Origin of the sequence: Corynebacterium sp. HMSC056F09, assembly GCF_001815785.1 — a bacterium.
Taxonomy (GTDB): domain Bacteria; phylum Actinomycetota; class Actinomycetes; order Mycobacteriales; family Mycobacteriaceae; genus Corynebacterium; species Corynebacterium hiratae.
On sequence record NZ_KV821975.1, the window covers coordinates 52,899 to 74,152 of the forward strand.

Consider the following 21,254-nt stretch of genomic DNA (forward strand, 5'->3'; position numbering starts at 1 on the left):
GTTGGCCAGGTGACTGATCAGAATAAAGAGCAACTCGTTGGCACCAACCGCGCGGACCAGCTTCCCAAGTCCTGGGAGCCGCAGGCAGTAGAGAAGGACCTCTACGAAGGCTGGGTGAACGCCGGTTACTTCACCCCGGACGCGTCCTCGGAGGCGGAGCCCTATTCCATCGTGCTGCCGCCGCCGAACGTCACCGGCCAGCTGCACATGGGCCACGCCCTGGACCATACTCTGATCGACTCCATCATTCGCCGCAAGCGCATGCAGGGCTATGCCACCTTGTGGCTGCCGGGTGCTGACCATGCCGGTATCGCCACACAGACCAAGGTGGAGGCCCGCCTGCGTGAGCAGGAGGGCAAGAAGCGCTGGGACTATGAGCGCGAGGAATTCATCAACAAGGTCTGGGAGTGGAAGGAAGAATTCGGCGGCACCATCCAGAACCAGATGCGCGCCATCGGTGACTCGGTGGACTGGTCCCGCGAGCGCTTCACCTTGGATGATGGTCTTTCCCGCGCCGTGCAGACCATCTTCAAGACCCTCTACGACGAGGGCCTGATCTACCAGGCCAACCGCCTGGTCAACTGGTCCCCAGTGCTGGAGACCGCCGTCTCTGATATTGAGGTCGTGTACAAGGACGTCGAGGGCGAGCTCGTGTCCATTCGCTATGGCTCGCTGAACGACGATGAACCGCACCTCATCGTGGCCACCACCCGTGTGGAGACCATGCTGGGCGACGTCGCCATCGCCGTCCACCCCGACGACGAGCGCTACGCCCACCTGGTGGGCCAGGAGCTGCCGCACCCCTTCCGCGATGACCTGAGCCTGAAGATCATCGCCGATGACTACGTGGACATGGAATTCGGTACCGGTGCAGTGAAGATCACCCCGGCGCACGATCCGAATGACTACGCTATGGGCCTGCGCCACGACCTGGACATGCCGACCATCATGGACACCACCGGGCATATCGCGAATACAGGCACGAAGTTTGACGGCCTGACCCGCGAGGAAGCCCGCGTGGAGATCCGCGAGGCGCTGCGCGAGCAGGGCCGCATTGTCAAGGAGATTCGCCCCTACGTCCACTCCGTGGGCCACTCGGAGCGCTCCGGCGAGCCCATCGAGCCGCGCCTGAGCCTGCAGTGGTTCGTGGCCGTGGAGAAGATGGCGAAGATGTCTGGCGACGCCGTCCGCGAGGGCGATACCACCATCCACCCGAAGTCCCTGGAGCCGCGCTACTTCGAGTGGGTCGATGACATGCACGATTGGTGCATCTCCCGCCAGCTGTGGTGGGGACACCGCATCCCGATCTGGTATGGCCCGGAGGGCGAGGACGGCCAGCGAGACATCATCTGCCTCGGCCCCGATGAGGAAGCCCCAGAAGGCTATGTCCAGGACCCGGACGTGCTGGACACCTGGTTCTCCTCCGCGCTGTGGCCTTTCTCCACGATGGGCTGGCCGGATAAGACCGCAGATCTGGAGAAGTTCTTCCCCACGAACGTGCTGGTCACCGCCTATGACATCCTCTTCTTCTGGGTCGCACGCATGATGATGTTCGGCACCTTCGCCGGCGCCCACACCCCGGAGCTGCTCGGCGAAGGCAAGGATGGCCGCCCGCAGGTTCCGTTCACCGACATCTACCTGCACGGCCTGGTGCGCGATGAGCAGGGTCGCAAGATGTCGAAGTCCCTGGGCAATGGCATCGACCCGATGGATTGGGTGCGCGACTATGGTGCGGACGCACTGCGTTTCACCCTGGCTCGCGGCGCGAACCCGGGCGTGGACTTGCCGCTGGCTGTCGACGCTGCCGCCGCCGGACGTAACTTCGCCACCAAGCTCTTCAACGCCACCAAGTTCGCGCTCATGAACGGCGCGGGTGTGGCTAAGCTGCCGGCACGTGACGCGCTGACCGACGCCGACCGTTGGATCCTCGACCGCTCCGAAGAAGTCCGCGCCAAGGTGGACGCCTACCTGGATGACTACCAGTTTGCCAAGGCCAACGAGCTGCTCTACCACTTCGTGTGGGATGAGCTGTGTGACTGGTACCTGGAGATTGCCAAGACCCAGATCCCGCGCGACTTCGATGCGGCGAGCGCCGAGGAGCAGGCCACCGGACGCACCACTCAGATCGTTCTGGGCCGCGTGCTTGACCTGGTTCTGCGCCTGCTGCACCCGACCATGCCTTTCGTCACCGAGGTCCTGTGGAAGGCTCTGACTGGCGGGGAGACCATCGTCACCGCGCAGTGGCCTACCCAGGAGCACACCAACGGTGGCGCGGAGAAGGATGAGGTGGCTGCCCGCCGCATTCAGGACGCCGACAAGCTCATCACCGAGCTGCGTCGCTTCCGCTCCGATCAGGGTGTCAAGCCTTCCCAGAAGGTCCCGGGCCGCCTCGACTTCGCCGCGGCCGACCTGCAGGAGCAGGAGGGGCTCATCCGCAACTTGGCCAACACCACGGAGCCGGGCGAAGACTTCACCGCCTCTGCTTCCATCGAGGTGCGCCTGTCCCAGGCCACCGTCGAGGTCACCCTGGATACCTCCGGCGCCGTCGACGTCGAAGCCGAGCGCAAGCGCCTGGAGAAGGATCTGGCCAAGGCCCAGAAGGAACTGGACCAGACCGGCAAGAAGCTGGGCAACGAGGCCTTCCTGTCCAAGGCGCCGGAGGCAGTCGTGGAGAAGATCCGCGTTCGCCAGCAGGTGGCCCAGGAAGAAGTCGAGCGCATCACCGCACGTCTGAAGGGACTCAAGTAGTGGCGGGGGAGAAAGACCGCGAGGAATTTGAGGTCGTCGATGCCCTCGCGGAGGGCACCGATGGCGGGCCGGTCGAAATCACCGACTCCGGCCTAACACTCAACCTCGGCGGCGAGGATGACTACGAGGAGGCAGCGCCCGAGCAGGCCACGCCGGAGGAGCTCGCGGAGCTGGCTCAGGTAACCGCGGAGCTCAACGCGCGCGCCCCAGAGACCATCATTGAGCCCAGCCTCGAGCGCATCGAGATGCTCATGGATCTGTTGGGCAATCCGGAGCGTTCCTTCCACGTCATCCAGGTCGCTGGAACCAACGGCAAGTCCTCGACCGCCCGCATGATCGATTCGCTGCTGCGCTCCTTCCACCGCCGCGTAGGCCTCGTCACCAGCCCCCACCTACAGCTGGTGACCGAGCGCATCGGCATCGACGGCCACCCCATCCACCCGCGCGACTTCGTGCGCATCTGGCGCGAAATCAAGCCTTATGTGGAGATGGTGGATTCCCGCTCCGACATTCCCATGTCCACCTTCGAAGTGCTTGTTGCCATTTCCTACGCAGCCTTTGCCGATGCCCCCATCGACGTCGCCGTCGTCGAGGTGGGCCTCGGCGGCACGTGGGATGCCACCAACGTGGTTAACGCGGAAGTGGCCGTGGTCATGCCGGTAGGCCTCGACCACACGGACTACCTCGGTGACACCATCACCGAGATCGCCGGTGAGAAGGCCGGCATTATCAAGGCCCGTGAGCACGATGCCGACGACGTGCTCACGCCGGGGGAGAACATCGCCATCATTGCCGAGCAAGACCCAGAAGCCATGCGCGTGCTGCTGCAGCGCACCGTCGACGTCGGCGCCGGCGTAGCGCGCGCGGGCTCCGAGTTCGCCGCGCTGGAATCCCGCATTGCAGTGGGCGGCCAGCAGCTCACCATCCAGGGCCTGGGTGGGATGTACGAAGACATCTTCCTGCCACTGCACGGCGAGCACCAAGCCAAGAACGCGGCCGTGGCTTTGGCTGCGGTGGAGGCCTTCTTCGGGGCGTCGGCAGGCCATCCGCTCGACCTTGCTTCGGTGCGCACCGGCTTTGCCAAGGCCATTTCCCCCGGCCGCTTGGAGCGCGTGCGCACCAGCCCTACGACCTTCCTTGACGCCTGCCACAACCCACACGGTGCTAAGGCCCTGGCCGCAGCGCTCGACCGAGACTTCGATTTCGCGCGCCTCATCGGCGTGGTGTCCATCTTCGCGGACAAGGACGCCGCCGGCATCCTCACAGCCCTCGAGTCGGTCCTCACAGAAGTCGTGATCACGCAGAACACCTCGCCGCGCGCCCGCGATGCCTATGAGCTAGCGGAGCTGGCGCGCGACATCTTCGGTGAAGAACGGGTGTACGTCGAGCCCGACCTGCCTAGTGCCTATACTCAGGCCGTTGAATTGGCGGAGGACGCCGACGTGCAGTCCGGATCCGGCATCGTGATTACCGGCTCGGTGGTCACTGCTGGTGACGCCCGCGCACTCTTTGGAAAGGAGCCCGCATGAGCCCCCGCAAACCCATCCCTGAGGAGGAGATCGGCCCGCTCGGACTAGGCCAAGCACCGGCCAAGGATCCCCTCAAGCAATTCGGCGGCATGGTGGTGGCCAGCTCCCTCACCATGGAACTGATCACCCTGGTTCTGGCGCTGCCAATGCTGTACAAGCTGTATGACGGCACTCTGTGGACCCCGTTTAACTACGGCGTGGTGATCGGCTTTATGGTGCTACTGCTTGCATCCTTCCCCTTCATGAATAAGCCGTGGATCGTTGGGGCACAGATTGTCCTCCACATTATCGGCATTGTTCTCGGCTTCATGGTCCATTGGTCCGTGGCCACGATCTTCATCATCTTCGCCCTGCTCTGGGCGCTCGCGGCCTATATGCGCTCGGTGATCGTCGCCCGCATGGAACGCGGTTACCTCACCACGCAGCACCTGACTGAGAAGTAGGCCGCAGCGGTGTATATTCGCCCGGAGCTGCGCGCGGGCGCGGCGTTCATCTCACTGTGGGATCCAACCAATCCGCTGATCCGCCGCGCCGGGCGTGTAGTTCCCGCGCTGTGGCCCGCACCCTATATCCAGGGCGTGCGCACGCAGCAGGTGAAGAATTCCGATATCCGCGCGACCATCTATAGCCCGGAGAACCCGCGCGGCGCTGTGCTGTGGATCCACGGCGGAGGGCTGCTCATGGGCCATCCGCGCCAAGACGTCAAACACCTCAAGGAGACCGCCGCGGAAGTCGGTGTCACCGTCATTGCGCCGCACTACCGCTATGCCCCGGAGAACCCCTATCCGGCCGCGCTTGACGACGTCCACTCGGCCCACCACTGGCTCCTCACGCATGCGGAAGATCTGGGAATCAGCCCAGATCGGATTGTCATCGGCGGCCAAAGCGCCGGGGGAGGGCTCGCCGCCGCACTGTGCCAGCGCCTCCTAGATGAAGGCGGAATTCAGCCGGCGGGGCAGTGGCTCTTTTGCCCGATGCTCGATGACCGCGCTGCCTCCACCGACCGCAATCCCATCTGGGACGCGGACTCCAATGCGCAGGCTTGGCGCTACTACACCAACGGCAACCCAGACGCACCCTATGCCGTGCCCGGTCGCCGCGCGGAGTTAGCAGGTCTGCCACCGGCTTGGTTGTATGCGGGGAGCAGTGAGCTTTTCTACGACGAAATTGTGGACTACGCCGAGCGTCTGAAGTCTGCCGGCGTGCCCACGCAATGCGAGGTCGTAGACGGCGGCGTGCATGCCTTCGAGCTGTGGGCTCCCCATACCGCGGTGGCAAAGCGCCTGCTCATGAGTTCTCGCGCCTGGCTGCAGTCGACGCTGGACGCGCTACACTAACGGGCATGCTCTTTCTCCTCTATGGTATTTCCGCGCTGCTGTGCATCGCCGCACTCGTGGCCAAGCTGTATGTTGGGGGCTTTGCGCTCCCGCTTGCGTTGATGCTCCCGGCCTTTGTGTTCCTCGTCGTGGGCATGCTCAAGCAGCAGCGCGATGAGAAGCCGGTGGAGTTTGCGGATCTGGAGGAGTGGCAGCGCGAGGATCTGAAAAGCCTGCTGGAGAGCGGTCAATACGGCACGGCCGTGCGCCAAGTGCAGCTGTGGTTTCGTGGCACGAGCCATGAGCGTGCGGAGGAAATCGTGCAACGCCTTACGTAGCGCTTAATAATTGGCCCACTGGCAGGACGCGGGAGCACCCATTCTGTACTATGTGCCCTATGACTGAACGTACACTGATTCTCATCAAGCCGGACGGCGTCAAGAACGGCCACGTGGGCGAGATTATCTCCCGCATCGAGCGCAAGGGCCTGAAGCTCGTCGCCATGGATCTGCGCGTCGCCGACGAGGAGACCGCAAAGAAGCACTACGCCGAGCACGAGGACAAGCCTTTCTTCGGCGAGCTCGTTGACTTCATCACCTCTGCACCGTTGGTTGCTGGCATCGTCGAGGGCGAGTCCGCTATCGCCGCATGGCGTCAGCTGGCCGGTGGCACCCACCCGGTGGAGAAGGCCACCCCGGGCACCATCCGCGGTGACTTCGCTCTGACCGTTGGCGAGAACGTCGTCCACGGTTCCGACTCCCCGGAGTCCGCTGAGCGTGAGATCTCCATCTGGTTCCCGAACCTCTAAAGAAGTTCATCGCGCCTAGCGCGCAATAAAGTCCGAGCAGTTCACAAAGATGAGTGAACTGCTCGGACTTTTGTCATTTCTGGCCCTTAGCCCGAACCCGTCCTGTGTGCTCGAGCGCAGATAATCTGGGCGCGGCTTAGTCGAACGAGAGCAGCGTGCGCAATGCCATAAAGGCGTCTTTGTGCACCTGGTGGGTGACGGTGCGGCCGCGTTGCTGCTTCGATAGCAAGCCGGCCTCCCGCAGGCGCGCTAGGTGGTGGGAGACCGTGGGCTGGCTCAGCGCAGTGAGCTCGGTGAGTTCCGTGACGCTCATGGGTCCACAGCCTTCATCGCACAGGATGGACAAAAGACGCAGGCGTGCTGGGTCTGCCAGCACTTTGAATTGCTGCGAAAAATGCCTCGCCTCGGCGTCGTTGAGCGGGCCCGTGCTTAAGGAGCAACACTCAGTGCCGCGCGCGCTGGTCTCGGGCGTGGAAGAGGAAGCCATGCGATCAGTATAGGGGTTATTCTTGCGCCCTACGTTATATTGACTCATATCAATACGTGCTGTACATTGCATGTTTGCATCGTGCTCTATTCAACGTTGAAGGAGGGAGAGACATGGCCGTGCCGCAACGCCCGAGGTTGTCTTTTCTTGACCGATTTTTACCCGTGTGGATCATTCTGGCGATGGCCGCCGGATTGCTTATTGGCCACTTCATTCCCGGGATTGGCCAAGCCTTGGGCGCCGTTGAAGTCGGCGGGATTTCCATCCCGATCGCCATTGGTCTCCTCGTCATGATGTACCCACCCTTGGCCAAGGTTCGCTACGAGAAGACCAAGGAAATTGCCACGGATGGCCGCCTCATGGCGGTATCGCTCGTCCTCAACTGGCTGGTGGGGCCGGCGTTTATGTTTACCCTGGCGTGGCTGTTCTTGGCGGACCAGCCGGAGCTGCGCACCGGCCTCATCATTGTGGGCCTTGCGCGCTGTATTGCCATGGTACTTGTGTGGTCGGACCTCTCGTGCGCTGACCGCGAGGCAACGGCTGTGCTTGTCGCCCTGAACTCCATCTTCCAGGTCGCTATGTTTGGTGTTCTGGGCTGGTTCTACCTTCGCGTCCTCCCCGGATGGCTGGGCCTGGACACGACGAGCGCTGACTTTTCCTTCTGGGCCATTGTTAAGTCCGTACTTGTCTTCTTGGGCATACCGTTCCTGTTGGGTGCGCTGTCTCGCGTGTGGGGCGAAAAGGCAAAAGGACGGGAATGGTTTGAGAACCGCTTCCTCCCAGCCGTATCGCCCCTGGCCATGATTGGTCTGCTGTACACAATTGTGTTGCTCTTTTCCCTGCAGGGCGAGCACATTGTGGAGCAGCCAGCAACGGTAGTGCGCGTGGCCGTGCCGCTGGTTATCTACTTTGTGGGCATGTTCGTGCTGTCGCTGGGCGTGGCAAAGGCCGTTGGCATGAATTACGCGCAGTCTGCCAGCGTGGCGTTTACTGCAGCAGGAAATAACTTTGAGCTTGCTATTGCAGTATCTATCGGCACCTTCGGAGCGATGTCTGCTCAAGCCCTTGCCGGAACGATTGGTCCCCTTGTTGAGATTCCGGTCCTCGTTGGTCTGGTCTATTTCATGCTGTGGATTGGCCCGAAACTCTTCCCAGGAGATGACACTCTTCCGCACTAGCGCGTGCGTGCAGCGTCCATGCTGCGCACCCCGGCTTCGGTCAGCGTGATGTTGAAAGTCCGCTCACCATTCCACTTGATGAGACCAGGCAGCTTCACCACGCCGGCCGCTTCGAGTTCACGGAGTTCTTCTTCGAGCCCCTCCTCGTAGCCGATCAGCCGCCCCAGCTCAGAGATGGAGGTGGTATTGCCAGTGACTGCACCGGCGGCGACCAGCCCGCTGAGGACTTCCGGGTGAGTTTCTACTGCGGTGATGCTCGCTTGAGTGACGCCTTCGAGGCTTCCTTGTTCGGTGATGGCCTCGATGCGGCGCTTGCCAACGCGAAAAGAGGTCGTGCCGAAGGCGCGGCCGCCGAAGATGAACGCGGGGATAGAGAAGGCAGTAAGTCCAGCGGCGATAAGGATGGGGTTGGGTGAGATATCGCCGATAATCCCGGTGGACTTAATTCCCTCAGTGATGAGAGGGGAGAAGATAGCAAGCACCGGTAGAAAGTAGGCGAGAAGAGGGTAATCGCCCGCCCGGTACTCTTCTTGCGCAGCTTGGACGAACTTTGGCTTGCTGCGAATGATGCGGATGGCGCCGTAGAGCATCACCATGATGAGCACCGCATAGACAGGGACCGCATAAGGGGGAGGAAAATCGACGGCGCGAAGGCCGGAGGCGATGCCCGCCGGTACAGCAACTGTGATGATATCCCGCAGCGCAATCTCGTTGCGGGCGCGCGCCTGCGCCACTGTGCGTGGCGTCTGTTCAGGTAATTTCCGCTCTGCCGGTGTGTTTGTGGGCGCGCTGTCGGACATAGCGGCGATACTAACATGTGAGCCTAGGTCGAGCTCTGTGCCAGAATGGAAGGCACGACAATTGAATAAGGATTTTAAGAATTTTTCAAAGACTCACCGCCGTGTGGCGGCAACCTGCGCCCGGGGTGAGCAGACGTCAGGAGATTAGCCACTGATGGCATCCAAGAAGAAAACAGAAGAAGCACGTAGTGAATCGACGTTGGCCGCGGCGGTAGCGGGGATCGACCGCGAGGCGCTCGCACCCAAAACCCGCCTCTATGCCCTGGCTAAGCAGGTGGGCGTGGCCTCCAAGGAGCTGGTGGCTCAGTTCGCACAGATGGGAATTAAGAAGTCCGCACAGTCTTCGCTGACACCGGAAGAGGTGGGCCAGCTTATCGACGCCCTCGTACCCGCAACCGAAGCCCCCGAGCAGGCAGCAACCGAGGACAACCAGGTCGCGGCCGAGGACGCCGACCAGCCGGAGGTTTCGGCAGAGGATAAGCCCACGAAGACCGTCAAGAAGAAGCGCGCCAAGCGCGCGGTCAAACGCGTGAGCAAGGCAGGCAAGAAGGCTGAGTCGAAGGAGCAGACACAGACAAAGGAACCCACACCGGAAGAGTCTGCTGCGCAACCGGACAGCGCGGGGGAGTCCCAGGAAGCCGCGCTGGCACAGGATGCTGAGCAGGCCGCGCAACCGGAGCAGCTGAGCGAGGAAGAAGAAAAGCTGCGCGAGCGCGTGCGCAAGAACGTTGATAACGAGATTTCGCAGATCGTCGACAAGGTCGATGCCGAAATGCTGCACGAGGCGCTCGCCGAGGCCGGTGATAGCGACGAGGACGACGAGCTCACTCCGCTGATCACCCCGATGGCTGAGGAAGACCCGGACGTGTACGACTTCGCGCCGGTCTTCATGGCGCCGAAGATCACTCCACTGGCCAAGCGTCAGAAGTCAGAAAAACGCGAGGAAGAAATCGAGGAAGATTCGGCACCGGCAAGCCAGCCGCGCGGTCGCCGTCGCGGCAGCCGCGGTACCTCTCGTGGCCGCGGAGCAGAAGGCCGCGGGGTAGTCCGCGAGGAAGTCGAGCACATCGACGAGCCGAAGGCGATTAAGGGCTCAACCCGCATCGAGGCGCAGCGTCGCCGCCGTGCGGAGCTGCGGGAGAAGGGCCGCGAGCGCCAGCACATCGTCTCCCAAGCGGAGTTTTTGGCGCGCCGCGAATCTGTAGAGCGCACCATGGTGGTGCGCGATAAGCAGCGTACCGACGGCGCTGGCATCATCACCCAGGTTGGTGTGCTGGAGGATGATCTCCTGGTCGAGCACTTTGTCACGACCGAGACGCACCCTTCCCAGATTGGCAATATCTACTTGGGCCGCGTGCAAAATGTCTTGCCTTCGATGGAGGCCGCCTTCGTCGATATCGGACAGGGCCGAAACGGCGTGCTGTACGCGGGAGACATCGACTGGCGCGCCCTGGGCATTGGTGGGCGCAGCCGCAAGGTGGAAAACGCGCTGAAGTCCGGTGACCAAGTCCTGGTCCAGGTGGCCAAGGATCCCATCGGGCACAAGGGCGCACGTTTGACCACTCAGATTTCCCTGGCCGGTCGTTTCCTGGTGTATGTGCCGGGCGGGCGCAGCGCGGGCATTTCCCGCAAGCTGCCGGCGCCGGAGCGCAAGCGCCTCAAGGGGATTCTGGAGCGCGTCATCCCGGGGGATGGCGGCGCCATCATCCGCACCGCAGCGGAAAACGTGTCGGAGGAGGACATCGCGTCCGACGTCAACCGCCTCCACTCATTGTGGGAGGACATTAGCGCCCGCGCCGCGCACGAAAAGGCAACGAAGGGCGCCAAGCCGGTCACCCTGTACGAAGAGCCGGACCTGCTCATCAAGGTGGTGCGTGACCTTTTCAACGAGGACTTCAGCACCTTGGTGGTGGACGGCAAGCGTTCCTACAACACGGTCAGCGCCTACGTTGATTCCATGGCGCATGACTTGGCCGACCGCGTGGTGCGATACGACGCCCGCGAGCACGATGGCGAGGATGCCTTCAGCGCCTACCGCATTGATGAGCAGCTGCAGAAGGCCCTGGGCCGCAAGGTGTGGCTGCCGTCTGGCGGCACCCTCGTCATCGACCGCACTGAGGCCATGACGGTCATTGACGTCAACACGGGCAAGTTCACCGGCTCCGGCGGCAACCTGGAAGAGACGGTGACGCGAAATAACCTCGAGGCGGCCGAGGAGATCGTGCGCCAGATGCGCCTGCGCGATATCGGCGGCATGATCGTCGTGGACTTCATCGATATGGTCTTGCCGGAAAACCAGGATCTGGTGCTGCGCCGCCTCAAGGAAGCGTTGGGGCGCGACCGGACTCGTCACCAGGTTTCTGAGGTCACCTCACTGGGCTTGGTGCAGATGACGCGCAAGCGCGTGGGCACCGGCCTCATCGAGACTTTCTCCACCGAGTGCGAGGCCTGCCATGGCCGAGGAATCATCATTCACGAGTACCCGGTTGATGAGGAGACGGAAGAGGATAACTCGAAGCCGCAGCGCCGCGGCCGTAAGGAACGCCGTGCACCGCAGCGCGATCCGAAGAAGCACCCGGCCGCCGTCCGTATGCATCGCGAGGACGACGATGCCGCTTCCGAGCATGAGGCTGCCCGTGCTGACAATGAAGAAGCAGCGCGCGACGAAGAATCTTCGCTGGAGGAACTCGTGGCCAGCGTGGTCGTCGTGGACGACGATGACGCGGAGACGCCGGATAGCGCGTCCATTGGCTACGCGGTAGCGGAAAGCCTGGAAGCGAAGCGATCGAAGCCGAAATCCAAGCAGAAGCGCTCGCGCAAGCCGCGCCGGGCAACGCGTACCTTCCGGGAGCCACAGCGCGAGGAGACGAGTGAGGGCTTGCGCGCGCAGCAAGGCAAGCAGGATAGGAACGCTAAGAACGCTGAAGCGGAGAAGAAGTCCTCCGCACAGCGCTCGGAGCCAACCTACGAGGAAGCCGTCGAGGCTTTCGAGAACTCGCCGCGCCGCAAGCGCCGCACACGCGGAAATTCCCGTTCGGATATTCGCCCGAAGCGCGAAGACTTTGCACAGGGCGAGACCCCAGCCAAGGACGCTCCGCTGGCCACCTCTAAAAAGGAGGCCAAGGCAGAGCGCAAGGCCGCGGAGTCGGGCGAGAACATGAACGTGCGCGCGACCCGCAGCCGCGGTCGCCGCCGAGTGGTGCGCAAGATGGCGCAGAGCCAATCCGCGCCGGCACCGAAGGAACGCGGTAGGGGCGCGGAGCACAGCACTGAGGCGAAGGAGCGCGAGGAGACTACGGCGTCGACAAGGCGCAGGGGCGGGCGCGGGAGGCGTCGAGTAGCACGGCGCAGGTCGCGCTAGAAAAGGCGTTTTGCCTTTTCGCCCCCTCACGGGGTAGTCTTTGACAGTCGCTGTTTAGACCATGAATGCGCTCGATGGGACGCGCTGCGGTTTCCGCACGTCTCTCGCGGATGTGGTTCTAAACGCCAATGTCCAATGTCCATTCGTTAGCGGCACCACCCAGCTGCTAGCGAGCCGAGTTTAGATAAGGGGTAGCCCTCTATGTACGCGATCGTCAAGACCGGCGGAAAGCAGTACAAGGTTGCTGAAGGTGACCTCGTCAAGGTCGAGAAGATCGAGGGTGAGCCGGGTTCCTCCGTTGCTCTCACCCCGGTTCTGCTCGTCGATGGCGCAACCGTCAAGTCGAAGGCCGCAGACCTCGAGAAGGTCTCCGTCTCCGCTGAAATTGTCGAGCAGGGCAAGGGCCCGAAGATCGACATCCTCAAGTACAAGAACAAGACTGGTTACAAGCGTCGCCTCGGTCACCGTCAGCCGGTGACCACGCTGAAGATTACCGGTATCAAGTAAGCCTTAACCGGCACTAATTCATCCCTGAAGGAGGGAAAACCACATGGCACACAAGAAGGGTGCTTCCAGCTCCAGCAACGGTCGCGATTCTGAGTCCAAGCGTCTCGGCGTCAAGCGCTTCGGTGGTCAGCAGGTTAAGGCCGGCGAGATCATCGTGCGTCAGCGCGGCACCAAGTTCCACCCGGGTGAGAACGTTGGTCGCGGCGGCGACGATACCCTGTTCGCTCTCGCTGCAGGCTCTGTTGAGTTCGGCGTCAAGCGTGGCCGTCGTCTGGTCAACATTGTTCCGGCTGAAGAGGCTGCTGCAGAAGCAACTGCCTAAGAGCTTCATGGCTTAATCCCGAGCGTTTGCTCGGGATTTTGTCGTTTTCACGCGGCCGGCGTGGCGGGAGAGCGTGGAGAAGACTAAAGGGGCCGTGGGCTTCAGATCCCCGGCAGTGCTCAACTAGGACGGTATGCCAGGAACCGTTAGACTAACGGGCATGGCACGATTCATTGACCGAGTGGTTTTGCACCTGCAGGCAGGCGATGGCGGACACGGCTGCGCCTCCGTTCACCGCGAAAAGTTCAAGCCGCTCGGCGGGCCCGATGGCGGCAACGGCGGCCACGGCGGAGACATCTTGCTGGAGGTCTCAACCCAAATCCATACGCTGATGGACTTTCACTACCGCCCGCACATCAAATCCGAGCGTGGCGGCAACGGTGCTGGCGACTGGCGCAACGGCGCGCGCGGCAAGGACCTCATTCTGGAGGTGCCGGCAGGCACCGTGGTCTATACCGAGGATGGGGAGATGCTCGCGGACCTCACGGTCCCGGGGACCCGCTTCGTGGCTGCGGAGGGCGGTTTCGGCGGACTTGGTAACGCAGCACTGGCCTCGGCTGCTCGTAAGGCTCCGGGCTTTGCGCTGCAGGGAGAACCTGGTGAGGCGCGCGATCTCATCCTGGAGCTGAAGTCCATGGCGGACGTCGGCCTCGTGGGCTTTCCTTCCGCGGGTAAGTCCTCCCTTATTTCTGTTCTCTCGGCGGCCAAGCCGAAGATTGGTGACTATCCTTTCACCACCCTCCAGCCCAACCTGGGCGTAGTGGACATGGGCCATGAGTCTTTCACCATGGCGGATGTTCCGGGCCTGATCCCTGGGGCCGCCGAGGGCAAGGGCTTGGGACTCGACTTCTTGCGCCACATCGAGCGCACCGCGGTCCTGGCCCACGTGGTGGATACCGCCTCCATCGAGCCGGGCCGCGATCCGCTCTCTGATATCGAGGCCCTCGAGACCGAGCTGGCCAAGTACCAAGAGCTGCTGGAGCAGGACACCGGCCTGGGGGATCTGCGCGAGCGCCCGCGCGTCATCATCCTCAACAAGGCGGACATTCCCGAGGCCGAAGAGCTAGCAGAATTTGTCAAGGGTGACCTCGAAGAGAAGTACGGCTGGCCCGTCTTCATCATTTCCGCAGTCGCGCGCAAGGGCCTCGACCCGCTGAAGTACAAGCTCATGGAGATGGTCAACGAGCACCGCAAGGCTCAGCCCAAGGTCGCCGCGGACAAGAACCACACCATTATTCAGCCGAAGTCCGTGGGCAAGAAAAAGAAGGGCAGGTTCGCCGACTTCACCGTCACCCCAGACCCCGAGGTGGAGGGCGGCTTCATCGTCGAAGGCGAAAAGATCGACCGCTGGATCCGCCAGACGGACTTCGAAAACGACGAGGCCGTGGGCTACCTTGCGGACCGCCTTGCCAAGGCCGGTGTCGAAGAGGAACTGCACCGCCAAGGCGCGCAGGAAGGCTGCCCCGTGACCATCGGGGACATCACCTTCGAGTACGAGCCCATGGCTGGTGGCCGCGCGACCGACGCTGGCCGCGGACAGGATGGCCGCCTCATGAGCACCGAGCGAGTCTCGGCTGCCGAGCGTAAGCGCGCTTCCCAGGCACGCCGCGGTCTCGTCGACGAGTTCGACTTTGGCACGGATGGGGAGGTCACGCGCGAGTCCGCGAACCGCGATCGCTGGCAGGGCTAGCCCGGTATACTGAGCCGGTATGTCATCCGAACACGACAACCAGATCGACTATCCTCTTCCCCTCGAACCCTTTGAGGGTCCAACCCCGGACATGGACTATCCGGAGACGACCACGCTGTCGGAAAAATCCAGTGGTTTTTCCTCACCCCTGCGTGAGGAGATCTCCAAGGCCAAGCGCATCGTCATCAAGATCGGCTCCTCGTCGTTGACGCGCGATGACTTCGTGACCTCGACTGAGAAGATCGACAAGATCGTTGACGCCGTGTGCGCCCGCATGAATGTCTCGGACATCATCATCGTCTCCTCCGGTGCGGTGGCCGCGGGCATGGGCCCGCTGGGCTTGACCACGCGCCCCACCGATCTCGCCACCAAGCAGGCAGCTGCCGCGGTGGGCCAGGTCCACCTCGCCTACGAGTGGGGTGTATCCTTTGCCCGCTACAACCGGACCATTGGGCAGGTGCTGCTGACCGCGTCGGACGTCGGCAAGCGCGATCGCGCCCGCAACGCCCAGCGCACCATTGACCGCCTGCGCCAGATGCGCACGGTACCCATCGTCAATGAGAATGACACCGTCGCGACCTCCGAGATGCACTTCGGTGATAACGACCGCCTCTCCGCGCTCGTGGCCAACTTGGTTGGCGCGGATGCCCTCTTCCTCTTCTCCGACGTGGACGGCCTTTATGACAAGAACCCGGCGGAGCCCGATGCCAAGTTCGTCGAGGAGGTGCGCACCGGCAAGGACCTCAAGGCGGTTGTTGCTGGTGACGGCGGCAAGGTCGGCACCGGTGGCATGGCCACGAAGGTCTCTGCTGCGCGCTTGGCCACCCGCGGCGGCATTCCCGTGCTGCTGACCTCGGCGGATAACATCGGACAGGCGCTTGACGACGCCTCCGTAGGCACCGTCTTCCACACCCGTGAGGAGCGCCGCCTGTCTGCGTGGAAGTTCTGGGCGCTCTACTGCGCGGATACCGGCGGCTCGCTGCGCCTCGACGAGGGCGCCATGGAAGCCGTGGTCCGCGGCGGAAACTCCCTGTTGGCCGTGGGCATCACGGATATCAAGGGTGAGTTCAGCGCCGGTGAGATCGTGGACATTATGGGCCCCAAGGGCCAGGTCATTGGCCGCGGTGAGGTGGGCTATGACTCCGCCACGCTGCGCAACCTGCTGGGCAAGCACACCGAGGAGCTGCCGGAGGACATGCGCCGCCCGGTTGTTCACGCCGACTACCTGTCCAATTTCGCGTCCCGAATTTAATGCGCTATTTCATGGGCCCCGATGTGTGGGCAGCGACCGTGGCAGATATCGACGCAGCCGGGCACGAGCGCGTGGAGAGCTTGGCGGAAGCCGAGGTCTTTGTGAACACCGCCTCGGACCCGGCGCAGACCCCGGAGATTCCGGAGAATATCCAGTGGGTGCAATACTGCTTCACCGGGGTGAACCGCCATATCGAGGCCGGGCTCATCCGGCCGGATGGCCTGCCGTGGTGCAACTCCGCGGGCGCTTTTGCCAAGCCCGTGGCGGAATCCGCGCTGGGGCTCATGCTCTCCCAGGCGCACCACCACAAGGCTTTCGCGCTGGCGAAGTCCTGGTCGGTGGCGCGTGAGCTCGATGAATCCCAGGCCTGGCTCTATGACCAACAGGGGCCTACGCGCGTGCTCATCGTGGGCGCGGGAGGCATCGGAAAGCAGCTCATGGCCTACCTCGCGCCTTTCGGCGCGCACATCACCGCGGTGAACCGCTCGGGCCGCCCAGTGGACGGCGCAGACGTGACGCTGCCCATCGAGCGCGTCGATAAAGCATGGGGCGAGGCGGATTTCGTGGTGAGCATCCTGCCGGCGACGGCCGCCACGGAAGCTCTCTTTGATGCTGCGGTGTTCCGCGCCATGAAGCGCTCGGCGGTGTTTATCAACGTCGGCCGCGGCAGCACCGTAGTCACTGATGATCTCGTGGATGCACTGCGCACGGGCGAGATCGCGGGAGCGGGCCTCGAGGTCATGGATCCGGAGCCGCTTCCGGATGGCCACCCGCTCTATGAGCTTCCCAACGCTACGCTGACCCCGCACATGGCGGCCTCGGATCACGTGGCCCAGTACCACCTGGGTGCTATCTTCAATGCCAACGCCGCCGCGTGGGAGCGCGGCGAGGATATGCCCACGCGCGTCGACCCGGACGCCGGATACTAGCTAAGGAGGATGTGCATGAAGTACGCCATCGAACCACACCCGTGGGAGGAAACCATCGAGGTGCTTGACGCCGCGGGCTTTGAGCGCGCCCGGCTAGATGAGGCCTCCTTCCTCATCTACACCGGCGACGGCACCGACTTCCCGGACCCGCTGCCGGAGAACATTGGTTTCGTGCAGATTCCTTCGGCGGGCGTGGACCACGTGCTCGACGCAATGAAGGGGAGCAGCGTGCCGTGGTCAAACGCCGCCGGGGTCTATGACAACACGGTGGCGGAATCCACCATCGCGCTGCTTCTGGCGCAGCTGCACGCGCACCGTCGCGTCAACGGCACGTTCGATTCCTATGCGGACATGGAGGCCCACACCTCCTACCTCTACGACGATAAGACGGTGGCCATTATTGGTGCCGGTGGCATTGGCAAGCGTCTGATTAGCATGCTGTCTGGTTTCGGGCCGCGCATCATTGCGGTCAACCGCTCCGGCAACCCGGTTGAGGGCGCTGAGGAAACTTACCCGATTTCCCAGGTGGACAAGGTTTGGCCGAAGGCTGATTACTTCGTCCTTATCGCTCCGCTGACCCCGGAGACCCGCCACATGGTGGATGCGGAGGCTTTCCAACAGATGCCGGAGCATGCAGTGGTGGTTAACGTGGGCCGCGGCCCACTCATCAACACCGAGGACCTCCTCGCAGCACTCGAGTCGGGCGAGATCGCGGGTGCGGCGCTCGACGTCACCGACCCCGAACCGTTGCCGGAGGATCACCCGCTGTGGCGGGATCAGCGCGTGGTTATCACCCCGCACATTGCCAATACGCAGCGCTCCGTGCGCGAGAAGATTGGCGCGCACACCGTTAAGGTGGCCAAGGCTTTCGCGGCGGGGGAGGAGCTGCCCACTCTGGTTGACCCGAAGGCAGGTTATTAATGGAGAACCCCGATATCCGCGTTGGTGATGCGGAGCGCTCTGAGGCCCTGGAGCAGTTGAGCCAGCACTTCGTCAACGGTGCGTTGGGCCCCGATGAATTTGAGCAGCGCACCGGCGAGGCTGCCGCGGCGCGCACGCGCGGAGACGTCGAAAAGCTCTTTGCGGACCTGCCGGAGCTTTCCACCCCAAGCGCCACAACACCCGCACGCCGCCACGAGGCGGAGTTGGAGGACATGCTCTCCCGCGGACGCAAGGTGCAGATAGTGGATTCCGTCATTTGGTCAGTGGCGATGATCGCGCTCTTCCTGGGCCTCTTCGTCTTTGACTGGAGCTATTTCTGGATCTCGCCAGTCATCGCGTTCTTCGCTTCCTGGGCTGCGCGCGGGGTGTTGAAGTTCAGCGAGTCGGATGAAGAGCTCTTCGATGAGCTTTCCGAAGGGGAAAAGAAAAAGCGCGCTGAGCGCCTGCGTGCCGCCGCTGAGCGCCGCCGCGAGCTCGGGGCCTAAGACTGGCGTTGCTTAAAGCCATAGCTGCACAAAATCCCTGACAAGCGGGCAGACCTTCCGTACGCTGGTATGGCATGAGCAACACCGAACGTGAAGAAGTTCTGTCCAAAGCCCGCGCCGCCAAGGCGGTGGCGCCACAGTTCGCGCAGCTGCCCACCCCGCGCAAGAATGAAATCCTCAACCGCGCTGCCGAGAACCTCATCGCGCACACCGAGGATATCCTCGCTGCCAACCAGCTCGATATCGAGGCCGGCCGCGCCAACGGCATGTCCGAGTCACTCATCGACCGCCTGTCGCTGGACGCCGACCGCATCGAGGGCATTGCCGGCGGCCTGCGCCAGGTGGCCTCCCTCCAGGACCCGGTAGGGGAGATCCTGCAGGGCCGCACCATGGATAACGGCATCCAGATGAAGCAGGTTCGCGTGCCGCTCGGCGTGATGGGCATGGTCTATGAGGCCCGCCCGAACGTCACCGTCGATGCTTTCGGCTTGGCCCTGAAGTCCGGCAACGTGCCGCTGCTGCGCGGCTCCAAGTCCGCGAAGAACTCCAACGCTAAGCTCGTGGAGCTCCTCCAAGACACCCTCGTGGAATTCGATCTGCCACGCGAAGGCGTGCAGCTTCTGCCCTGTGAGACCCACGATTCCGTGCAGGACCTCATCACCGCCCGCGGCCTGGTGGACCTGGTCATCCCGCGCGGCGGCGCGCGCCTTATCAACGCTGTGGTGGAAAACGCCACCGTCCCCGCCATTGAGACCGGTACTGGCAATTGCCACTTCTACGTCGATGCCTCCGCTGACCTGGACAAGGCTACCGATATGGTGATCAACGGCAAGACCCGCCGCACCTCGGTGTGCAATGCTACGGAAGGCGTGCTGATCGACGCCGCGCTTGACGACGCCGCAAAGCTCCGCATCATCACCTCCCTCCAGGAGGCAGGCGTCACCATCCACGGCGATGTGAAGGAGCTCGAAGCCTTCGGCGTTAAGGACGCCGTGGAGGCCACCGACGAAGAGTGGCGCGAAGAATTCCTCTCCATGGATATCTGCGCCAAGGTGGTCGATGGCGTCAACGGCGCCATCGCGCACATTGCTGAGTACACCACCGGCCACACTGAGGCCATCGCCGCCCAGGACGCTGACGTGCTGCTGACCTTCGCCAACGAGGTGGATGCTGCGGCCGTCATGCTCAACGCCTCCACCGCGTTTACTGACGGTGAGGTCTACGGCATGGGCGCGGAAATCGGCATCTCCACTCAGAAGTTGCACGCGCGCGGCCCGATGGCTCTGCCGGAGCTGACGTCTACCAAGTGGGTGCTGCAGGGCACCGGCCAGACGCGCCCCTAGAGGCAGCTCGAAAGCTACTCGAAAGCTGCTCGAAAGGAATTTTTCGAGCCTGACCTGCGCAAAACATCCTACTCGAAAACTTTTCGAGTAGGATGTTGCTCTGTGAGCGTAACTCGAAACTTTCACGAAGAGCCACAGCTGCTCTTGAGCGTGCCCGAAGATCAGTGGTTCGATCGTAAATCGTTCCGAATCAAGCCCAAGGATTTGGCAAAGACAATCGTCGGAATGGCTAACGCTGAGGGTGGCATTGTTGCCGTGGGGATTACGGATCGTGAGTTTGACGGCCGCCCCACAGCGGGGCAGGGGAACGATTTGCGGCAGACCGCGTTGGACCATACGGATCCGACCGTTAAAGTTCGCATTGAAACGCTCGAAATTGACGAAGGCGTAGAGGTGTTCCTCTTTCATATCCTGCCCAGCGAACGTGTTCACTATTTGAGGTCGGGGGAGTGCTACCTGCGGGTGGGAGACGAGTCTAGGCATCTCAAGGCCGATGACATCCTCGAGCTTCGATACACCAAGGGCGAGCAGCAGTACGATGCTACTGTGCCGGCGCATGCTAGCTCAGAAGATCTCGATATGTCCTTAGTCGAAAATTACGCTGACACTATCGGTTCGTCTTCCGGCGTAGATTCACTCAACGCGCGGAATCTGATTGACCGCCAGGGGCGTCCGCGGACCGCCGCGCTCTTGCTGTTTGGAAAGAATCCGCAAGAGTTTTTCCCGAATGCTCACATCCGAGTACTTCGCTTCGCAGAAGATGAGCGCCTGCCAGGTCAGCAACAGCAGTTGATGGAAGACCGTCGCTTTGATGGTCCGTTGCCTGATCAGATCCGTGCAGCACAAGAGGTAATCGGTGGGATGCTGCCGACGGTTCGTAGGTTGTCGGGGGCGGGGTTATTTGAGGACGAGAATCTCATTCCGCATGATGTGTGGCTGGAAGGCCTAGTTAACGCTGTTGTGCACCGTTCATACAGTATGTCGGGTGATCATATTCGATTTGAGGTGTACCCCAGTCGGATTGAGATTTCTAGCCCCGGACGTTTTCCGGGTCTTGTTGATCCCGCTAAGCCTGAATCGATAGCACGTTTCGCGCGTAACCCCCTCATTGCACGCGTTACTGCTGAGTTACGCATAGGCCAAGAACTGGGCGAGGGCATCCGGCGTATGTTCGCTGGTATGCGCCGCGTCGGTTTTGCTGATCCCTCTTATGTGCAGACCAGTGGCAGCGTTGTTCTGACGTTGAAGGCAATTCAACGATTGAACGAGCAAGTGCTGCAGGATTTGCCCCGCCATGCTGAAGGGGCGTTGGCAGCGTTGGAAACGAGCGCACGTCCAATGTCTACGGGAGAAGTGGCCGAAGCTCTTGGCGTGTCAATTCCATCTGTGCGTCGTGCATTGCAAGCCATGCGTGACAAGGGGCTTGTGAAATGGAGGGGTAATGGTCCGCGCGATCCGCGGGCAGTGTGGTTTGTTGAGGGGCCTTTTGGGTGAGCTGAGTAGAGCTCGAAAGCTACTCGAAAGCTACTCGAAAGGAATTTTTCGAGCCTGACCTGC

At 62.4% G+C, this 21,254-nt stretch carries 19 protein-coding genes; 17 read left to right on the plus strand and 2 right to left on the minus strand.

Annotated features, from left to right (window positions below; all coding sequences use genetic code 11):
* Positions 1–9 precede the first annotated feature (9 nt).
* From HMPREF3056_RS12220 to ndk, 6 genes are read left to right on the plus strand one after another with little or no spacing between them, the layout of a single operon-like run.
* Positions 10–2,748: a valine--tRNA ligase gene (locus tag HMPREF3056_RS12220; protein WP_070754954.1), complete on the plus strand. Its 2,739-nt coding sequence runs from the start codon at positions 10–12 to the stop codon at positions 2,746–2,748.
* Positions 2,748–4,277, plus strand: coding sequence for a bifunctional tetrahydrofolate synthase/dihydrofolate synthase (locus HMPREF3056_RS12225; RefSeq protein WP_070754955.1), 1,530 nt, complete (start codon positions 2,748–2,750; stop codon positions 4,275–4,277). The genes HMPREF3056_RS12220 and HMPREF3056_RS12225 overlap by 1 nt, the downstream gene beginning before the upstream one ends.
* Entirely contained in the window at positions 4,274–4,720 is a 447-nt protein-coding gene (locus HMPREF3056_RS12230) for a DUF4233 domain-containing protein (RefSeq protein WP_049157140.1), read from the plus strand. The genes HMPREF3056_RS12225 and HMPREF3056_RS12230 overlap by 4 nt, the downstream gene beginning before the upstream one ends.
* Before the next feature lie 9 nt (positions 4,721–4,729).
* The gene (locus HMPREF3056_RS12235) at positions 4,730–5,614 is read left to right on the plus strand and encodes an alpha/beta hydrolase (RefSeq protein ID WP_070509952.1); all 885 of its coding nucleotides are present in this window, start codon (positions 4,730–4,732) and stop codon (positions 5,612–5,614) included.
* 5 nt (positions 5,615–5,619) lie between these two features.
* Positions 5,620–5,931 carry a hypothetical protein gene (locus HMPREF3056_RS12240; protein ID WP_049157137.1) on the plus strand — a complete coding sequence of 104 codons (312 nt, stop codon included), beginning with the start codon at positions 5,620–5,622 and terminating at the stop codon, positions 5,929–5,931.
* A gap of 59 nt (positions 5,932–5,990) precedes the next feature.
* On the plus strand, positions 5,991–6,401 hold the full coding sequence (gene ndk / locus HMPREF3056_RS12245) for a nucleoside-diphosphate kinase (protein ID WP_039676402.1): 411 nt from the start codon (positions 5,991–5,993) through the stop codon (positions 6,399–6,401).
* A 136-nt stretch (positions 6,402–6,537) separates the two neighbouring features.
* On the opposite strand, the gene HMPREF3056_RS12250 is transcribed toward ndk, so the two are convergent.
* Positions 6,538–6,888, minus strand: coding sequence for an ArsR/SmtB family transcription factor (locus HMPREF3056_RS12250; protein ID WP_070447901.1), 351 nt, complete (start codon positions 6,886–6,888; stop codon positions 6,538–6,540).
* 113 nt (positions 6,889–7,001) lie between these two features.
* On the opposite strand from HMPREF3056_RS12250, the gene arsB reads away from it, so the two are divergent.
* A complete protein-coding gene (gene arsB, locus HMPREF3056_RS12255; protein WP_070754956.1) occupies positions 7,002–8,066 on the plus strand; it encodes an ACR3 family arsenite efflux transporter in 1,065 nt (354 codons plus the stop codon).
* Here the strand turns inward: arsB and HMPREF3056_RS12260 are convergent.
* The gene (locus tag HMPREF3056_RS12260; protein ID WP_246822525.1) at positions 8,063–8,866 is read right to left on the minus strand and encodes a hypothetical protein; all 804 of its coding nucleotides are present in this window, start codon (positions 8,864–8,866) and stop codon (positions 8,063–8,065) included. The genes arsB and HMPREF3056_RS12260 overlap by 4 nt on opposite strands.
* A 154-nt stretch (positions 8,867–9,020) precedes the next feature.
* Here HMPREF3056_RS12260 and HMPREF3056_RS12265 point away from each other — a divergent pair, with 154 nt between their 5' ends.
* The 10 genes from HMPREF3056_RS12265 (at position 9,021) to HMPREF3056_RS12310 (ending at position 21,191) form a co-directional block, all read left to right on the plus strand.
* Positions 9,021–12,227 (plus strand): translation initiation factor IF-2 N-terminal domain-containing protein, encoded by a 3,207-nt coding sequence (locus HMPREF3056_RS12265; protein WP_070754958.1) that lies wholly within the window; start codon positions 9,021–9,023, stop codon positions 12,225–12,227.
* Between the two features lie 201 nt (positions 12,228–12,428).
* The gene (gene rplU, locus HMPREF3056_RS12270; RefSeq protein WP_010190885.1) at positions 12,429–12,734 is read left to right on the plus strand and encodes a 50S ribosomal protein L21; all 306 of its coding nucleotides are present in this window, start codon (positions 12,429–12,431) and stop codon (positions 12,732–12,734) included.
* A gap of 43 nt (positions 12,735–12,777) precedes the next feature.
* Entirely contained in the window at positions 12,778–13,056 is a 279-nt protein-coding gene (rpmA, locus tag HMPREF3056_RS12275; protein WP_010190882.1) for a 50S ribosomal protein L27, read from the plus strand.
* A 160-nt stretch (positions 13,057–13,216) separates the two neighbouring features.
* Positions 13,217–14,746 (plus strand): GTPase ObgE, encoded by a 1,530-nt coding sequence (gene obgE, locus HMPREF3056_RS12280; RefSeq protein WP_049157130.1) that lies wholly within the window; start codon positions 13,217–13,219, stop codon positions 14,744–14,746.
* 91 nt (positions 14,747–14,837) lie between these two features.
* Positions 14,838–15,998, plus strand: coding sequence for a glutamate 5-kinase (gene proB / locus HMPREF3056_RS12285; protein ID WP_232751595.1), 1,161 nt, complete (start codon positions 14,838–14,840; stop codon positions 15,996–15,998).
* Positions 15,998–16,927, plus strand: a complete 930-nt coding sequence (locus HMPREF3056_RS12290; protein WP_070754959.1) for a D-isomer specific 2-hydroxyacid dehydrogenase family protein — start codon at positions 15,998–16,000, stop codon at positions 16,925–16,927. Before proB ends, HMPREF3056_RS12290 begins: the two co-directional genes overlap by 1 nt.
* Before the next feature lie 15 nt (positions 16,928–16,942).
* Entirely contained in the window at positions 16,943–17,848 is a 906-nt protein-coding gene (locus tag HMPREF3056_RS12295) for a D-isomer specific 2-hydroxyacid dehydrogenase family protein (RefSeq protein ID WP_070754960.1), read from the plus strand.
* Entirely contained in the window at positions 17,848–18,354 is a 507-nt protein-coding gene (locus HMPREF3056_RS12300) for a DUF1707 SHOCT-like domain-containing protein (RefSeq protein WP_070754961.1), read from the plus strand. The genes HMPREF3056_RS12295 and HMPREF3056_RS12300 overlap by 1 nt, the downstream gene beginning before the upstream one ends.
* A gap of 74 nt (positions 18,355–18,428) precedes the next feature.
* Positions 18,429–19,697, plus strand: coding sequence for a glutamate-5-semialdehyde dehydrogenase (locus tag HMPREF3056_RS12305; protein ID WP_070754962.1), 1,269 nt, complete (start codon positions 18,429–18,431; stop codon positions 19,695–19,697).
* 102 nt (positions 19,698–19,799) lie between these two features.
* A complete protein-coding gene (locus HMPREF3056_RS12310) occupies positions 19,800–21,191 on the plus strand; it encodes an RNA-binding domain-containing protein (RefSeq protein ID WP_070754963.1) in 1,392 nt (463 codons plus the stop codon).
* The last annotated feature ends 63 nt before the right edge of the window (positions 21,192–21,254 follow it).

Excerpts from the sequence above, each read along its gene's own strand:
- HMPREF3056_RS12230 (WP_049157140.1), top strand. The coding sequence starts at position 4,274 with ATGAGCCCCCGCAAACCCATCCCTGAGGAGGAGATCGGCCCGCTCGGA.
- HMPREF3056_RS12240 (WP_049157137.1), top strand. The coding sequence starts at position 5,620 with ATGCTCTTTCTCCTCTATGGTATTTCCGCGCTGCTGTGCATCGCCGCA.
- ndk (WP_039676402.1), top strand. The coding sequence starts at position 5,991 with ATGACTGAACGTACACTGATTCTCATCAAGCCGGACGGCGTCAAGAAC.
- HMPREF3056_RS12250 (WP_070447901.1), bottom strand. The coding sequence starts at position 6,888 with ATGGCTTCCTCTTCCACGCCCGAGACCAGCGCGCGCGGCACTGAGTGT.
- arsB (WP_070754956.1), top strand. The coding sequence starts at position 7,002 with ATGGCCGTGCCGCAACGCCCGAGGTTGTCTTTTCTTGACCGATTTTTA.
- HMPREF3056_RS12260 (WP_246822525.1), bottom strand. The coding sequence starts at position 8,866 with ATGTCCGACAGCGCGCCCACAAACACACCGGCAGAGCGGAAATTACCT.
- HMPREF3056_RS12265 (WP_070754958.1), top strand. The coding sequence starts at position 9,021 with ATGGCATCCAAGAAGAAAACAGAAGAAGCACGTAGTGAATCGACGTTG.
- rplU (WP_010190885.1), top strand. The coding sequence starts at position 12,429 with ATGTACGCGATCGTCAAGACCGGCGGAAAGCAGTACAAGGTTGCTGAA.
- rpmA (WP_010190882.1), top strand. The coding sequence starts at position 12,778 with ATGGCACACAAGAAGGGTGCTTCCAGCTCCAGCAACGGTCGCGATTCT.
- obgE (WP_049157130.1), top strand. The coding sequence starts at position 13,217 with ATGGCACGATTCATTGACCGAGTGGTTTTGCACCTGCAGGCAGGCGAT.
- proB (WP_232751595.1), top strand. The coding sequence starts at position 14,838 with ATGGACTATCCGGAGACGACCACGCTGTCGGAAAAATCCAGTGGTTTT.
- HMPREF3056_RS12290 (WP_070754959.1), top strand. The coding sequence starts at position 15,998 with ATGCGCTATTTCATGGGCCCCGATGTGTGGGCAGCGACCGTGGCAGAT.
- HMPREF3056_RS12295 (WP_070754960.1), top strand. The coding sequence starts at position 16,943 with ATGAAGTACGCCATCGAACCACACCCGTGGGAGGAAACCATCGAGGTG.
- HMPREF3056_RS12300 (WP_070754961.1), top strand. The coding sequence starts at position 17,848 with ATGGAGAACCCCGATATCCGCGTTGGTGATGCGGAGCGCTCTGAGGCC.
- HMPREF3056_RS12305 (WP_070754962.1), top strand. The coding sequence starts at position 18,429 with ATGAGCAACACCGAACGTGAAGAAGTTCTGTCCAAAGCCCGCGCCGCC.